Here is a 15793-nt window from a genome sequence, read left to right as displayed (position 1 = left end):
TCCGAATTATTTGACTGCACCCATTGTCAGGCCTCTTACAAAATATTTTTGAGAAAAGATAGCGATTAATAATACAGGTGTAATAGAAATAACGCTTAATGCTGTCATGTCACCCCATTGAATGCCTTTATCTGTAATGAAACTACCAATGACAACAGGCAGGGTTTTAGCCTGATGCGTAGTAAACGTGATGGCATAAATAAATTCATTCCAGGATGCAATAAAGATGAAGATGCTTGTAACGGCAAGCCCCGTTTTAGTAATAGGAATAACAATCATAAGGAAACGCTGCCACAAGTTGCATCCGTCAATCATGGCGGATTCTTCTATTTCACGCGGGATATTTTCAAAGAAACCAACCATAAGCCAAACAACAAACGGAAAGAAGACGGAAGTATTGATTAATATTAATGCTCGTAATGTATCCATCAGCTGGAAGTCTCTCATCATAAGGAAGTAAGGAATGAGAAGAGTAATGAAAGGGAAAAGCCTTGTAATTAAAATTCCAATCAGCATAAATTCATTTACTCTCCTGTTACCAAGCACGATTTTCGTCAGTACATAGGCGGTCAGTGAGCCAAAGAGCATAGCCAATGCGGTACTTGAAGCTGCAACAACAAAGGAGTTTTTGAGAGCCAGTTGTATTTCTGGAGAAGCAAGAAGTCTTTGAAAATTTGAGAATGTAATTTGTTTTGGAAAGAGAACGGGCGGCCGGGACAGCCAGTCTTTTTGAAGTTTAATCGAGGTGACAAAGAGCCAATAGACCGGAAACAGCGTGACTAGGATCACGATGATAAGATACACGTACCCAAACACCTTCCATTGCCATTTTGGTTTCATCGTTATCTGCCCTCCCTTATAAATGTTTTTCTTAATAAATAGAGGGAAGGTGGCAATAGAATTAATAATAAAACCCAGGATGCAGCCGCTGCCCCGGTTACATCAAGAAACTTGATTCCCTGCTTATATATGGACAGTGTCAGAATTTCTGTACTTTCACCAGGCCCCCCGTAAGTCATGGAATAGACGTAATCGAAGGTTTTAAACAAATCCATTATCCTTAGCGTAATAATAATGAGGATAACCGGTCTCAAAAGCGGCAGGGTTACCTTCCAGAACATTTGCCAGGGGGTGGCCCCGTCTACCTTGGCAGCTTCAAAAGGCTCTTTTGCCAAGGATAGAAGACCGCCTGTTAATATAAAGATGACAAATGGAGTAAACAACCAGATTTCCACTATGATAACGGACATTAAAGCCGTATCCGGATCGGCAATCCAAGGATTTTTTGAAATGCCTGCCAAGCTTAAAAAGTAATTGATAGGCCCGTATTCACGATTGTACAAGGTTCTCCACAAAATCCCCGCTACCACAGGAGAAATAATCATAGGAGCTAGCAAGAATGCTCGCACCAACGATGTGAATTTTTGATTAAGATGTTCTGAAGTCACTAGTAGGGCAACAGATATACCAATAACCAATTGTATGACTAAAGCCGAAAAACTGAAAATCGATGTTCTTACTAAGCTTGAAAGAAGGGCGTCATTGGTGAAAATTTTGTAATAGTTATGCATTCCTTGAAGTTTGATTTTTCCATCCGGATTAAAAATATCCCAAGATGAAAAACTCAGGTATAGCGAATACAGTAAAGGATACACATAAGCTATCAGCATTAAAATAAATCCAGGTGTTAGAAATACGATCGCCCATTTTCTATCGGTCATTTTAAAAAGCGGCAATTTCCTGGCGCTCTGTATTCGAATGCGTGCCTCGGTTTGCATGGAATTCCCTCCTATCCAGTCACTAAACCCTATTTCGCGCCTAATTCCTCATAAATTAAGCCTTGGGGAGTTTTCTTTTTATCGCTATTCCAATTCTTCTCCATCTTATCTAGTGTTTCTTGGGTAGAAGACTTATCAGATAGTGCATTGGACAGTGCGGATCCAGTTTTGACAAACCACTCATTGCCAGCCGGATGCATCAAATAGGTTGGCAGGAAGCAATTTTTGATTGCTGTAAGAATACCTTCCGCGCCAGGAATGGCTTCTTTCACAGCAGGGTCATCCCAAACAGATTTGAGAGTCGAATAATTTCCATACTTGACCATTAGTTGTTTAGAATTTTCTTTTTCAGAAAGATACTGAATCCATTTAAATGCAGCTTCTTTATGTTTCGAGAATTTAGAAATAGACAGATACCAAGGTCCTAGGTTTCCGGGTCCGGGTGGTGCGACGGCGTCCCATTTATCCCTTACCTTGGAGCTTTTTGTGTTTTGTAATAGGGGACTGAGAGTGTTGGGCCATGCAAGTATAATGGCAGCTTCTCCATTTAGAAAAACTGGATCCGCATCAGGTGTATCCATTGAGAGATAACCTGGCGGTGCATATTTAAACATTGTTTTCATGCCATCTATAGCGGCTGCTCCATCCTGATTGTTAAACTGAGGCTTAAAGTCTTTTGTGAAAAGAGGTTTACCTTGAGGGATATATCTTGCAAAAAACAATTTGGGCAGCTGGACATTTACTCCTGCGGTTACAAAAGGGTATACACCTTTCTCCTGCTTTAATGTTTCAAGAGCTTTATCAAAATCATTCCATGTTTTTGGTACATCAAGTTTATATTTCTCGAAAAGATCCTTTCGATAATACATCGCCATCGTTTGGCCAGTTAACGGGATACCATAGCGCTTATTTCCCGTCAGTGTACTAATACCTGTTGTGTTTTTATAAATATCTAAATAATTGTCCATGTTTACTTTATACTTTTTAATATAAGGATCCAAGGGCTCAAAGTAGCGTGCCATTTCCCCATCCCAGCCGCTGTCAATATCCATAACATCGTAGGAGCCAGTTGAGGTAACTAAATCATTAAAAATCTTGTCATGCATTTGTTCCCAGGGAGCTTCCACAATCTTGACATTGATGCCTGTTTCTTTTTTAAATTCCTTAGCCATTTTCTTGTATGCTTCCGGTCGATTGGTGGCCGATTGCACCATATGGGTGATGGTAGCTCCTTTCAGATTTTCTTTTCCCGAACTGGAGTCGGAATTACAGCCATTGAGGACTGCAGCAAACAGCATAATCAAAATAAGCCATGAAACACATCGCTTCTTCAAGAAAATCTCCTCCCTTTTTGTCTTTTATTAAATTCAGCTATGACCAAGATCCTTGGAAATTCGTTCTGCAGCTCCCTTCACTTCAGTAATGATGTGACTTAGATTCTCATCCGTAAAATTGTACTTAGACCCTGAAACACTGATTGCGGCAATAACCTTTCCAAACATATTAAAAATTGGGGCGGCAACGCACTTGGCTCCAAGTACCACTTCTTCATTATCGATGGCTATCCCCCTTTCTTTAGTAAGTTGCAGTTCTACCATTAGTTGTTTCATGCTGCTCATTGTATTCTCTGTAAGCGGATACAATTTATTATCTGAAATCATGGCATTGAATTGATCAATAGGTAGGTTTGCTGTAATTGCTTTTCCGATGGCTGTTGCATGTAAAGGTGCCTTAGCTCCTACAACCTCAGTAAACTTTAAAGGGTGACTCCCCTCGATACTGGCCACATAAAGAATTTCATGATTTTTTAATATCCCTAAATTAACCGACTCTCCAGTGGTTTGAACCAAGTGATCCATTTTACTTTTTGACACGTTTAGCAGGGTGTTTCCTTCTAAGAAATTTTTTGTTAGTTCTAGCGTTTTAGTGCCTAGACAATACTTATCATTCGTTTCATCTCTCGATATGTATCCCCTCAACTCAAGTGTCGTAATAATTCTATACAAGGAAGATTTAGGTTGCTTTAAGTGTGACGACAGTTCAGTGAGATTAAGAGAGTTCTTTTCGCCCAATAATTCTAAAAGATCAAATGCTTTTTCTAATGAGTTGATTTTATAGCGTTCGGTATTAACGGATTCCTTAGTTTTCATTTTTTCACCTCCCAAAAATAAAACCATATTTTCATTGAATAAAACCATAATACCAAGGTTCGTTATTTTTGTAAATATCTGAATTTTATAATATTAATTAACCCAATATAAAAACCCTTTTGTGTTCAGGGGTTTGGGCATAAATTTTAAAGTTTTAAATTTCACACCTTTATGGTATTAACTCCGAACGATCCTTACTATCGTCATGCAAAAATAAAAAGCACCCTTAATGGATGCTTAAAAAGCTTATTATCGTTTTTCAAAGTCAATCGGCAAGAGCTCGGACCCAAAGGTTGATTTTTGTACGGAACATATACTATGTGTTTTTCTATGTTTGATGATGACTAAAATACGCATGAAACCAATCTTTTAAAAGTTAAGTGCATATTTAAATATGTTAAAGTTGAAACTCCAGTGGACAAAAAGTGGTCAATTAGGTGGTCAGTTTTCTAACCTATTTTAATATCTAAAACTTTAATGAACCTTCTATTTCGAATTTGATTAATTGACGATTTCAAAGTGTTTTAAAGAGTTCAAAAACCTTGATAAATCAACGTTTTTCCCTTTTTCATTTTCAGAACGTTATCAGGTTTTTCAAACTCAATCGGCACGAAATCGGCACAAGAGGAAAGCGATTTTTAGAATTAATTCCATAATATGCATTCAAAAATGGTACCTATTTATCTGAACTCTTCTTTACATTTATCTCAAAGTTAATAACCACTGTCAAGCTAAAAGAATTTTTTGATTTGCAGGTTGATGTACTTAGCATAAAGGGTTTAATGAATGCCAATAAAGCTCTTTCCCTTCTGTGCAATTTTATACATTTTTAATTTTTTCTTTAATTAATAGGAGAAATAAAGCAAGATTAGAAGTATAACTGGACTTTTTTTCTGTTCCTTGATAATTTTTGAAAGAACGTAATTTACTATGTAATTCTTAAAGGAGAATTTCCTAATGAATAAAAGCAGTAAAAATGGAAGCGTTGAAAAAGCACTGAATATATTAGAGTTCTTCAATGAAAGGGACCCATTTTATACTTTGCAACAACTTTCTACTGAGACTGGATATCCAAAAACCACCTTATTTCGTTTATTATGCTCACTTGAGAAATTTGGTTATGTGAGGAGAATAATTAAAAATGGAGAAATTTTATTTGCTTTGGGCTGGAGTTTCTTAGAGAAGGCTGCCCTGGTAAAGGATCAAATCAATTTAAAAGAATTAGCCAGGGATGAAATGATTTCCTTACGGAATAAAACTAACCTATCTGTACAATTAGCCTTACAAGACGGAAAGGAAGCCATTTATATTGAGCAAATACCATCTTTTCAACCGATCAGAATATATCCTGAAATCGGAAAACGAGTTCCGTTATATTCAGCAGCCTGTCCTAGAGTTTTATTGGCTTATCTTTCCCACAGGGAGCAAGAAGGAATTTTGAGTGATAGCATATCGAACAACCTCCATCAGGAATTAGTACATATAAGAGAAAAGGGATTTGCAGTTAGTAAAGGAGAATTGGCCGAAGGAACAATGGCAATGGCAGTTCCTATATTTGATGGACAAGAAGATATCATCGCTTCACTAAGTGTTATTGGTTTAGAACATGACCCTATATTTAAAGACACAAAGGAAGTAATAAATAACTTAAAAACCGCCTCGGAGGCCATTTCAACAAAGTTACAAGGTTAAACACGTACAAACGTGTTTTTTTTTTTGAAAAAAAAGAAGGATTATTGTTAAACAAAAAGAAAGTGTAATAAAAACCGAATTTGGAATCCTTATTCCATTATTCGGAATCCGAAACGGAGGAACTATTTGTGGAGCAACAAAAATTAAAACGTTCACTCTCATTTCTTGACCTTTATTCTTTAGGCGTAGCGGCACTCATTGGAACTGGAATATTTGTGCTAACAGGGATTGCAGCAAAACCAGCGGGTGCTGGCCTATTTTTAAGTTTCCTCATTGCAGGCGGCATTGCGGTATGTACAGCATTATCTTTTGCAGAACTCTCGGCCATGTATCCTCAAGCAGGCGCAAGCTATGTGTACTGTAAAAAAGCCTTTTCTACCCTAGGGCAAGGGATAGGAAACGTTGTAGCTTCCATTGTCGGATGGACCCTGATGACTCAGTACATTGTCGTCGGGGCTGCTGTTTGGCTCGGATTTGGATTGTATGCGCAATTTTTTCTTCCTGGATTGTCAGTGACGTTGTGGGCAGCAATATTGGGGATTTTTACGGTGACTCTTTTATATCTTGGAATCTCCTTTTCTAAAACCGTTATTAATTTGTTAGTCATCGTTAAAGTTTTTGCAATTCTTTTGTTTGTAGTGCTGGGCTTATTGCACCCCCAGCTTCCTATGCCCATTCATCAGGCACCCTTTCTTCCTCAGGGTTTTGGTGGGTTAATGGCCGCTGCTGCCATTATTGCCTTTGGGCAAATCCATATTGATGCCATAACAACCGTTGCTGAAGAAGCAAAAAATCCGTATCGAGACATTCCTAGGGCAACCGTGTGGGCTATTTTTACCGTTGTGGTCTTATATTCACTAGTAGGCTGGGTATCTGTAACTCTAGTCCCTACAGATGTTCTTCCAACGCTTAAAGCACCGCTAGCTTCTGCACTTGAGGTCGTTACTTCAGGTTGGGCATCCAGTTTCGTAGCAGCAGCTGGTATTGCCGCAACGATAACTTCTGGATTAGGCTGTATGATTGGTGGCCCTCGAGTAGGACTTGCGATGGCAAGAGAAGGGCAACTATGGTCTTCTTTCGGAAAAATCCACCCAAAATTTAAATCACCAAGCGTCGCTACCCTCGTTACAGGTGTTTTTGCGATTTTATTAACCCTTACCGGTAACCTTAGCCTGGTCGCTTCTGCTGGAGTCTTTACCGCATTAATCGTTTTTGTTGCAGTAAACGTGGCCGTAATCATTCTGCGCTTTAAAGAAAAAAACACAAATAGACCTTTTAAAATCCCGGGAGGACTTCTGTTTCCGCTTCTGGGCATTGGAGGAATTATTATTGAATTGTTCTATTTAAATCCTTTAGCCATATTACTGGGGCTTGCATGGATGGTGACCGGGTTGGTCGTTTACTTCTTTTTTAATAAAGGAAAACAGCAGAATTCCATTCGATCCACAATGGAAAATCAAAAAATGTAGGAGGGCTTATTTTGAAAAGTGTTTGGTTACAAGAAAACAAATGGGAAGATGTACAAAATTACCTTGAGGAAAAACAAACCATTATCGTTCCGTTTGGCAGTGTAGAACAACATGCCCACCACTTGCCTATGGGGACAGATTCTTTTGTAGCGTTAAAGGTTGCGGAAGATGCGGCTAAGGAAACGAACACCCTAGTCGCACCTCCAAACTGGGTGGGATGGGCACCTCACCACATGGCTTATCCAGGTACGATTACACTTAGACCAGAGACCTTAACAAGTTTGATGCTGGATATTTGTGAAAGTTTAACCTATCACGGGTTTCAGAAAATTATTGTTATTAACGGACATCGAGAGGCCAATCTACCTCCTTTAAAAATAGCAGCGACAAAACTAAGAAATAAAACAGGAGCTTTTATCTGTATCGTTGACCCCTTTTATTTTGCAGAAACCATTGGTAAAAAAATTAGAAAATCAGAGCCGGGTGGAGTTGGTCATGCGGATGAAATGGAGACTTCACACATGTTACATCTCTTCCCTGAGTTGTGTAGCATGGAAAATGCGGTTAAGAACATCCATGAGAAACATTCTTTCTTAAACCACGATCCATTTATTGATGGAGACCGTATTTTCTTGCCCAGTGATGTTTCAACTTATCGAGAAAACTCAAACAATATTGGAGTGGTTGGTGATCCTTCTGTCTCAACGGCAGAAAACGGAAAAATTTATCATAAAGAATTGATCGCTAATATGATTGAATTGATTAATTACTGTAATTCCAAAGTGGAAGTATCATTACGAAACCAGGAAATCCCTTTATAAAGATGACTTTTAGAAACTAAAATAAGGAAAGGAGATGTATCTCCTTTCCTTTCATTTATAAATACCCTTTTTCTTTTAAACTGGTATACTCCACATTAGCATTGATTACCAAGGGTGAACTGTGTGCGGAACATATCTCACCCTTTTTTTCCTTTTAATTATCTGTCAAAAAAGCTGATATAATCGCATTTTCAATTTATCGATTATTATAATGTATCATATCTTTTTAAATTATTTTGGTCCGATTTTGGTCTAGATTTTGGTCCAACTAAATTATAGGTAAAACAGATTTATAACAGATGTAAAATGTAAAATATTACTCCCCTATTATTCTTCAACAATCGCACCCGATTGTGGAATATCATATGTGACCTTATTGAAGATATTCATCCATTAGTTTAAGAAGACTGTTCCCACTCTTTTTTTAAAATCCCCATTTTTATTGCATCAAAATATTTACCGTCTACTATTCTTGCTTGCCTTATTCTTGCTTCTTCTTTCATCCCCAATTTTTCTGCAACCTTCATCATTCTTACATTTCCTGACCAAGTTGACATCCCTAATCGATGCAAATCAGTAGACCTGAATAGGAAATCAATCCAAAGTTTATAAGCCTCAGTACCATATCCACCGTTCCAATAATTTTTATCATAAATAACGATTCCTGTTTCTAGCCATTTAGTGTTTTTATCTACCCAATAAGAACCTACCGCTCCAATTAATTTATCTCCTACAAAAATAATTAATGTACTAGGTATGTTTGGGATAATTTCAAAGTCTTTCTCCCAGCTTTTTAGAAATTCTTCTTTTGTCATTTTAGGTTCAGGTATATATGGACCATTCCATTTCTTCGCTTCTTGTTCCTTTTCTTCATATTTCCAATAATATAATTCATTTAGAGCTTGATTAGTAGCTTCTTTCAATACAATTTTTTGTCCAACAATTTTAACCATAAAAAGTAAGTTTCCTCCTAAGCATCTTTCGCATTCTTGTTACTAATTCATCATAGAATCCAATACTCTTTCTTTAAACTACGTTAGTTCATTAAAATATGCATCTCTCATTCTTAAAGAAATGCACCCGATTGTTGAATATACTTTTTATATCCATTTAGCAAACCAAGCAACATAATATGCAGCAGGTATAAAGATAAGTTGTGCTACTAATGTACCTATAAATTTTGAACATATCATTGTTAACGAGTAACTTTTTAGAAAAACATACTTACTTTCTTTCTTAACCACTCTGTCAGCTAGAACTGATGCTTTTGGATCAATAAACAATGTTAAAAGGATGGTTGCAATACCGTTAATAATGCCAGATGACATTAAAGCTGCTTGTGCATAATCTTTTGGTACCAACATTGAAGCATAAATAGAGGAAAATACTCCTATTGTAAAAACCGCAGAGATTACCACATTTACAAAAAATAAACGTTTTGGAATGGTACTCAAAGTAATTCCGTCTAGATATGAAATCTTCGGAATTCTAATACACTTTATAAGTTTTTTAAACCCAGATAAATTTAAATGCTTAACTAGCAGTTTGATTATTGAGCCTCTTTCATTTGAAAGCTGAACAATAGCTCTTGAGAAGATGGTGATGAATGTAGGAAATAACATTATTCCAATGATAACGCCTAAAGATGTTACCCCAATAAGTACACGATATTGTCCTTCAATAAGGGATAATTTATTTGAATCTGGTGCCTCCGCAATGAGCTTTGCAGTTAAAGGTTGCTGGATCATCGTAGAAAATCTCGATACAATAACCATTGTACTGAACAATGATAACGCAGTAGCTATGAGCTTTACTCTAGCTCCAGATATTCGGGTTGAATAAGCTAATGTTTCAATAACTGTTATTATTAAAAGAGAAATAGATATTATAATTACTTTACCAGTGAGTAGGTCCATTTTTTAATCTTCCTTCACATAGAATAATACCAATTATTTCAAATCATTCTCTTTAACTCAAGCCACAATAACAAAAAGAGCTTACCTTATTACAGATAAGCACCCGAACGTTGAATTTCTGATTATCAGTTTGTGTTGTTTTTAATAATCTAAGATGATAGTTTCATTCCTGTTTAATGTCCATAACTAAGATATCAAAGAGTTTATCGTCTATATAGACCAAAAAAGCCCATTTTCCAGATTCGTTTAGCAGCACATTTGATGGTATATGTGAATCAGCACCATTAACTTCACTACCTAATCCATCTCTTGTCCAGTAGTATTTTTTTGAACTTACATCGTACAACACAGGCTTTACAATTGAAGATTTTTTGTTGTATCTCACAATAGTTAACTTACCTTCTTTAATGCCCCAAAAATGCCACATCCACTTATCTATTTTTCCCGTTTTTAGTTCGGGACCTATAATGCCAAGCTTCATTTTGTTTCCAAACATATCACTTCGGGTTCCTGTATTAAATGTAGAGGCAGTTTTGTTCCATTCAATTCTTTTTATATCAGATTCTTTAACAGTATTGGAGATTTCTAAAGGTAAAGCTGTTTCTTTATAAACTTCTTCTTTTTTACTAATTTCTACCGATGAACACCCCATCAATATTACAATAATAAGGATGAAGAAAAAGATACTTCTTTTCATAACCAGTTCCCCCTTTTCATAATATTTTACTGTAAAAATCTAGGGTAATATACAAATTTCCTTATTCTACAATCCTGCACGTTTGTTCAATAAGTTCCGTTTTTTATCGTGCTGCTGAAACATTGAAAATGAAAAAAGATAATAAATATGTTTATCTTCAACCTGTTATAAAAGCTAAAATTAAGTATCGTAATTGGACAAGTAATGATAAATTAAGAATCCCTGTCTTTATAGATTTTTCAGACTAAATATATGTTAATCTGTTTATAGGTCAATATAGAGAGGGTTACATATGGACGATTTCACTTTAAAAAGTATTGATATAGCAGCAAAATTCAACCAGTGGGAATACTGGGTGAAGGATGAAAAAATCATTATTAAAAGTCAAAATCACTTTTTTAAATTCGATAACTTTACTCAGCTCTTAGATAACATAAAATCACTAGTTGATTTCACTGAATTTCTTAATGTAAAATCACAAAAAAACCACCCCTTTTAAAAGGTGGTTTTCTTTTTAGTTTGTCCTATTTTTTTTGTTAAACGGATGAGCATCCAAATGACAAAAGCAAACAATAACACTGTTACTGTTGTAATGGTGATTGGGAGATACTGAGTAAGTAGGTCATGCTCCCCTGTACCATATGTAAAACTCTTCTTCATAAAACCCTCTCCTTAGTAAACCTCGTAATGAATAAACAGTTCTGCACTGGAAGAGTGATTATCAACAAGCTTAATCGTGTTGTAAATTGTATAATATTTGCTTCTAATCGGGCTACCTTTGGCAAACATACTATAGTGGTAATCACCTTGGGTATTTACGTCGTAGCCATCTTTTTGTGCATATCTATCTACAGTTTTTGTACTACCTGAAATTGTGTTAGGGTACCATGCTTCTGTTCCAGCTTTACTTGTAGATGTGACTTTAATTCCAATATCTCCTACATTATACCATGTTCTTAGATACATATGCGTATTAGGGTACATAGTATGATCAATGGTGTAATGAGCCGAAAACACTCTTGCTCCATGCTTAACTGTTGGCCGCCCCATATATCCTTTTAGTATGTATTGAGGACATCTTTATCGATTGGAACAGTAGGTTCTGGTTCAGGATGTGGATCTACCTCTTCTTTATCCTCAATTGTGATTGTTGCAGTTCCGCCATCACTTAAATCAACTGTAGCAGTTTTGGTTTGAGCATCAGGAGAAGGGTAACTCGTCATTGTACTGTCAAAAGCTGCATTTAACTTAGAAAGAATCTCTTCATCTATCTGCTGAGCATATGCTTCAAAGGCCGCAGGATTTTGTTCCTTAATCTCAGCCAGTCTATCGTTGTTTTCTTCCACAGATAGTGAACCCAATTCTTGATTCAACTCTTGCATTTCACTCTTGACCACTTGAACACTTTCTGGTGAGGCCACAGAATCAGGAGCATCCTCTGCATGAGCTACTGATCCAAACAAAAGAGAGCTTTCCAAAGCTGTGGATAAAACAAATGTACTGCCAAATTTCCGATAATTCATATCAACCTCATCAGGTATAAGAAAGGACACCTCAGTTGAGATGCCCTCTTGAACCCTATCTAAATAGATTAATCATTATCAATTTCATTATTTGTTAAGTAGTAAACATCATTAACTAGCCTCTCACCTCGAACTTTCCGATTGAATGTTATTTTATTCTTCATCATAATGAAAATCACATCTTTTCTGAGAGAACTGTCATTAGATTCTTGTTCTTTTTCCCCTAAAGAAATAACTCCTTTAAAAACACTTCTCCCAGAAAAAAAGAGTAGAGGACAAACACTTATTGCATCTGTTTTCACATAGATTGCGATAACAAAGAATATTATTATCACTGATACGGCCAAGTTAATCACTGATGAGTGGTCAAGAGACACCAGAGGAATAAGTAATGTTAGCAAAAAGAAAGAATAATCATTTGCACTTAACCTCTCTGCCTTTCTTATATACATGTCCTGACCATCTTCGCCTGTCCTTATTCTCTCTTCAAATCCAGACATAAACCATTTAATGGTGTACTTATAGCTAAAATAAGTATAAATTAGTGTGGCAATAACAAAATAAACTTCTGCACTCAAATAACTCACAAAGATACTATCCTTACTTACCCAAGGTTGATTTATCAACCACTCGTCAAGCCCAAAATATTTATTACCTGCAATAAATCTAAAGACCATCACAATGACTAGTGGAGAATAAGTTATAATCCATAATATAGCTTGCTGAAATTTACTCCACATAGTCTAAATACCCCTTTTCTTTTAATAAGTTTGAGATTTGAATTTTTTTGTAAGAAACGACTCTACGATTTTATCAGAGAAAAAATGAAGTAAGGGTGTTACTTCATGATCTGGATTAAATCTTACCTTCTGATTTTCGACATCAATGTGTTCATAAAGTGGCCATAGTGAACTGTACCTCTCAAGATATTCTTCTCTATCTGGCTCATTGTCAGGTATATCACTTTTAATCATATTTAATTCTTCACACCTTTCTTCAAAACTTTCCTCTAATGAGTCTAATGTTTCTTTTTTAATTGAAGCTAACCCTCTGGAAAGAATATACTGGCTAGAAGTTTCTTTAAACTTGGTTGTATTTGACTCGTCATCAAAAAAGCTCATATTAGTAATAGTTTCTAAGTTATTATCCCGCTGCCTTTTGATATGATCATCATAATTAAAAGTATATTCTAATGTTCTTGGATTCAGAATGTACATGATGTCTTCGTGAATAAAGAGTTCAATCTTACCTCCAAACTCAATGACATTTTTGTCTTGAATAACCAACTGCTCTCTGTCCCTTACGGTCGGGAGTTTACTGACGTTTCTTCGTTCCATTGCAGAAATTTTCACACCTCGATAAAAAATAAAATAGGCGTTATCGGTGTCTTTTGAGATTTTCACCACTTGAAACTTTGCATCTTTATCTAAAAATGTGCTGTTATTATGATTTAAGGATTGAAATAATTTTTCGAGTTTATCCTTTAAATCTTCATCATCCTCTATAACTAATTTAGCAATATAATCCGCCTTTGTTAATTCATGATTATATTCTGCGGTATAAAACTTTTTCCCTTCTGCGCTGTCAATCTTTATGTTATTCAATTCTTTCTTTATTCTCTTCTTTAACCATATTCTCAAGTCAGGATCTAATATTTCTTTTTTTGCAAAATATAGAGCATCACTTTGGTTTGCCTTAGAAACTAGATGTACCTGCAAATCTAAAATATCTAGCTCTTCATCTGTCATCATACTTATTTTATGAATAAAATTCCCGTTGCTATTCAAACCCAAAAAAACTCACTGCCCTTCAATAGTATTTGAATACTAATTTCGACAAAAAGAGGGGGATTTCCTTTTTTTGGTGTATTTTTGTTCGATTGTTGCTAATTCAGTAATTAACAAATAATATTTAAATCACGTCAACTTCTTTTAGGAAATGAACTTATTAGCCGAGCTTATAACACATATGTGTCTACTGCGTATCATCAGAGTTACTCCACAAATTGTTGAATATGAAGATTTTTTAAACTTAAAAAGCAAAAAAAATTTCGAGTTGGCACGACACTAATTTACACACAAAAAAGCCTCGGTATATTGCTTATATACCAAGGCTTTTTATAATTTATCCGATTGAACCTTCCATCTCGAACTTAATTAATTAAGGTTTTCATAACGATTTAAATAACACTCAATCCTTTGTTAAATCAACGTTTTTCAAATTCTCTTTTCAAATCCTATTATAGTTTTTCTAACTAAATCGGCACGAATTTAAATTTTTCTATTGCAGTATTCAAGCAATTAATGTCTAACAATTAGGGTAATATAAAACTCCCTAAACTACCGTTACATAGAATCCATGAAACTAAAAGCAATACATAATAATTAAGTTATGGATTGAGTTAGTTAATCCTATACTCTTAAAACGGGCTTCATACGGTCGGTCCAAAGGGCTTTATGTCCTCTTTTAACTAACAATTTTAAAACATCCATTTTCCATTGCAAATTATCTGTTCTTTAGTTCCATCAGAACTTTCCCCATAAATATCCAATTCTCCAGATCCAATCATAAAATCCACGTGTATATTAGAAGTATTTATACCTTGCTGAGCTAGATGTTCTCTATCCAGGTCTACACCTCCTTCAATACAAAAAGGATAAGCATTCCCAATGGCAAGGTGACAAGATGCATTTTCATCAAATAAAGTGTGATAGTAAATTAAATTTGATTCGGATATTGGGGAGTTATGTGGAACTAGCGCTACTTCTCCAATGTAACAGGACCCCTCATCTGTTTCTATAATTCGTTTTAAAGCATCGTATCCTACTTCAGCAGTAAAATCGATTATTTTTCCATTTTTAAAAGTAAGGGTAAAGTTTTCAATTAAGATACCACGATTGCTTAGTGGTTTTGTAGAACTAACTATACCATTTACACCATTTTTTAAGGGCGCTGTGAAAACCTCTTCTGTCGGTATATTTGCATAAAAACTTGCTCCTCTGTTATTTATTTTTTCTCCTCCATGCCAAATGTGATTTTCTGGTAGTTCTATAGATAATTTCGTTCCAGGAGCATAATAAGATAAGCACCTGTATTTTTTGGAATTCAAATAATTTACCCTATATTTTAAATTATTATTGTGCTTTTCCCATTCTTGAATAGGATTTAGTAAATCGGCTCTGGTTGCTTTGAAAATTGCTTCCCAAAGTCTCCCTACTCCCTCGGACTCTTCTAAATCAGGAAAAACTTTTGCTGCCCAAGCCTTAGATGGTACAGCAACTAAAGACCAACTTAATTTTTTAGTCATGATATTTTGTTGAAATTCACTAAGTGCTACTGAAACTGTTTTATTACCTATTATTATTCTTTTAGGATCTATACCAGAAAATAATTCAGGATCTGGTGCTCTTATGAAGAGTAGCGCACCATTACTATCAATAAGCTCTTCTATTCCCTTCAATTTAAACATTGGATAATCTTTTAGTGAGTCTTCGGAAGCAAGCTCATATTTTAAACGCACAATCTCATCGTCATTCCAATCTACATATATATCATAGGCACCACTCTCATAGGCCGTCTTTACAATTAGCCTAACAATTGCAACTGCACTTACCGGTGCAAAAACAACTAAAGTTTGTCCTTTTTGAATATTTAAACCAATTTTAACAATGATTTCAGCATATCGCATTAGCTCTAATTGAAAATCACGCATGTCATATACCTCCATAAAGAAGCCTAGGGGTGAAA

General features: G+C 35.6%; 16 protein-coding genes. 3 read left to right on the top strand and 13 right to left on the bottom strand.

The annotated features are described in order from the left end of the window. Window positions 1–6: 6 nt before the first annotated feature. The 4 genes from P4361_RS18695 to P4361_RS18680 form a co-directional block, all read right to left on the bottom strand. Window positions 7–840 carry a carbohydrate ABC transporter permease gene (locus tag P4361_RS18695; RefSeq protein WP_328090492.1) on the bottom strand — a complete coding sequence of 278 codons (834 nt, stop codon included), beginning with the start codon at window positions 838–840 and terminating at the stop codon, window positions 7–9. A 2-nt stretch (window positions 841–842) separates the two neighbouring features. Continuing rightward, on the bottom strand, window positions 843–1736 hold the full coding sequence (locus P4361_RS18690; protein WP_328090491.1) for a sugar ABC transporter permease: 894 nt from the start codon (window positions 1734–1736) through the stop codon (window positions 843–845). A gap of 71 nt (window positions 1737–1807) precedes the next feature. Then, the gene (locus P4361_RS18685; RefSeq protein ID WP_328090489.1) at window positions 1808–3076 is read right to left on the bottom strand and encodes an ABC transporter substrate-binding protein; all 1269 of its coding nucleotides are present in this window, start codon (window positions 3074–3076) and stop codon (window positions 1808–1810) included. A 69-nt stretch (window positions 3077–3145) separates the two neighbouring features. After that, a complete protein-coding gene (locus P4361_RS18680) occupies window positions 3146–3928 on the bottom strand; it encodes an IclR family transcriptional regulator (RefSeq protein WP_328090488.1) in 783 nt (260 codons plus the stop codon). Between the two features lie 957 nt (window positions 3929–4885). On the opposite strand from P4361_RS18680, the gene P4361_RS18675 reads away from it, so the two are divergent. The 3 genes from P4361_RS18675 to P4361_RS18665 all read left to right on the top strand — a co-directional run bounded on the left by P4361_RS18675 (window position 4886) and on the right by P4361_RS18665 (window position 7910). Continuing rightward, a complete protein-coding gene (locus tag P4361_RS18675; RefSeq protein WP_328090487.1) occupies window positions 4886–5620 on the top strand; it encodes an IclR family transcriptional regulator in 735 nt (244 codons plus the stop codon). A 128-nt stretch (window positions 5621–5748) separates the two neighbouring features. Then, on the top strand, window positions 5749–7089 hold the full coding sequence (locus tag P4361_RS18670; RefSeq protein WP_328090486.1) for an APC family permease: 1341 nt from the start codon (window positions 5749–5751) through the stop codon (window positions 7087–7089). 11 nt (window positions 7090–7100) lie between these two features. Continuing rightward, window positions 7101–7910: a creatininase family protein gene (locus tag P4361_RS18665; RefSeq protein ID WP_328090484.1), complete on the top strand. Its 810-nt coding sequence runs from the start codon at window positions 7101–7103 to the stop codon at window positions 7908–7910. A gap of 398 nt (window positions 7911–8308) precedes the next feature. Here the strand turns inward: P4361_RS18665 and P4361_RS18660 are convergent, their stop codons facing one another. The 9 genes from P4361_RS18660 to P4361_RS18620 form a co-directional block, all read right to left on the bottom strand. After that, window positions 8309–8863: a GNAT family N-acetyltransferase gene (locus tag P4361_RS18660; protein WP_256228034.1), complete on the bottom strand. Its 555-nt coding sequence runs from the start codon at window positions 8861–8863 to the stop codon at window positions 8309–8311. Window positions 8864–9010: 147 nt separating this feature from the next. Beyond that, window positions 9011–9826, bottom strand: coding sequence for a lipid II flippase Amj family protein (locus tag P4361_RS18655; RefSeq protein WP_328090482.1), 816 nt, complete (start codon window positions 9824–9826; stop codon window positions 9011–9013). 163 nt (window positions 9827–9989) lie between these two features. Beyond that, window positions 9990–10523, bottom strand: a complete 534-nt coding sequence (locus tag P4361_RS18650) for a DUF4871 domain-containing protein (protein ID WP_328090481.1) — start codon at window positions 10521–10523, stop codon at window positions 9990–9992. Between the two features lie 495 nt (window positions 10524–11018). Then, entirely contained in the window at window positions 11019–11183 is a 165-nt protein-coding gene (locus P4361_RS18645) for a hypothetical protein (RefSeq protein WP_328090479.1), read from the bottom strand. A 12-nt stretch (window positions 11184–11195) separates the two neighbouring features. Beyond that, window positions 11196–11573 (bottom strand): hypothetical protein, encoded by a 378-nt coding sequence (locus tag P4361_RS18640; RefSeq protein WP_328090478.1) that lies wholly within the window; start codon window positions 11571–11573, stop codon window positions 11196–11198. A gap of 8 nt (window positions 11574–11581) precedes the next feature. Further along, window positions 11582–12046: a hypothetical protein gene (locus P4361_RS18635; protein ID WP_328090476.1), complete on the bottom strand. Its 465-nt coding sequence runs from the start codon at window positions 12044–12046 to the stop codon at window positions 11582–11584. Window positions 12047–12114: 68 nt separating this feature from the next. Then, window positions 12115–12786: a hypothetical protein gene (locus P4361_RS18630; RefSeq protein WP_328090475.1), complete on the bottom strand. Its 672-nt coding sequence runs from the start codon at window positions 12784–12786 to the stop codon at window positions 12115–12117. A gap of 21 nt (window positions 12787–12807) precedes the next feature. Then, window positions 12808–13839, bottom strand: coding sequence for a Kiwa anti-phage protein KwaB-like domain-containing protein (locus P4361_RS18625; protein ID WP_328090473.1), 1032 nt, complete (start codon window positions 13837–13839; stop codon window positions 12808–12810). 686 nt (window positions 13840–14525) lie between these two features. Continuing rightward, window positions 14526–15758 carry an aminopeptidase gene (locus tag P4361_RS18620; protein ID WP_328090471.1) on the bottom strand — a complete coding sequence of 411 codons (1233 nt, stop codon included), beginning with the start codon at window positions 15756–15758 and terminating at the stop codon, window positions 14526–14528. Between the last annotated feature and the right edge of the window lie 35 nt (window positions 15759–15793).

Source organism: Fictibacillus sp. B-59209 (genome assembly GCF_036216745.1).
Taxonomy (GTDB): Bacteria; Bacillota; Bacilli; order Bacillales; family Fictibacillaceae; genus Fictibacillus_C; species Fictibacillus_C marinisediminis.
This window is presented reverse-complemented; position numbering and strand designations above follow the sequence as displayed.

Excerpts from the sequence above, each read along its gene's own strand:
- P4361_RS18635 (WP_328090476.1), bottom strand. The coding sequence starts at position 12,046 with ATGAATTATCGGAAATTTGGCAGTACATTTGTTTTATCCACAGCTTTG.
- P4361_RS18645 (WP_328090479.1), bottom strand. The coding sequence starts at position 11,183 with ATGAAGAAGAGTTTTACATATGGTACAGGGGAGCATGACCTACTTACT.
- P4361_RS18620 (WP_328090471.1), bottom strand. The coding sequence starts at position 15,758 with ATGCGTGATTTTCAATTAGAGCTAATGCGATATGCTGAAATCATTGTT.
- P4361_RS18680 (WP_328090488.1), bottom strand. The coding sequence starts at position 3,928 with ATGAAAACTAAGGAATCCGTTAATACCGAACGCTATAAAATCAACTCA.
- P4361_RS18675 (WP_328090487.1), top strand. The coding sequence starts at position 4,886 with ATGAATAAAAGCAGTAAAAATGGAAGCGTTGAAAAAGCACTGAATATA.
- P4361_RS18650 (WP_328090481.1), bottom strand. The coding sequence starts at position 10,523 with ATGAAAAGAAGTATCTTTTTCTTCATCCTTATTATTGTAATATTGATG.
- P4361_RS18630 (WP_328090475.1), bottom strand. The coding sequence starts at position 12,786 with ATGTGGAGTAAATTTCAGCAAGCTATATTATGGATTATAACTTATTCT.
- P4361_RS18640 (WP_328090478.1), bottom strand. The coding sequence starts at position 11,573 with ATGGGGCGGCCAACAGTTAAGCATGGAGCAAGAGTGTTTTCGGCTCAT.
- P4361_RS18695 (WP_328090492.1), bottom strand. The coding sequence starts at position 840 with ATGAAACCAAAATGGCAATGGAAGGTGTTTGGGTACGTGTATCTTATC.
- P4361_RS18660 (WP_256228034.1), bottom strand. The coding sequence starts at position 8,863 with ATGGTTAAAATTGTTGGACAAAAAATTGTATTGAAAGAAGCTACTAAT.
- P4361_RS18685 (WP_328090489.1), bottom strand. The coding sequence starts at position 3,076 with ATGCTGTTTGCTGCAGTCCTCAATGGCTGTAATTCCGACTCCAGTTCG.
- P4361_RS18655 (WP_328090482.1), bottom strand. The coding sequence starts at position 9,826 with ATGGACCTACTCACTGGTAAAGTAATTATAATATCTATTTCTCTTTTA.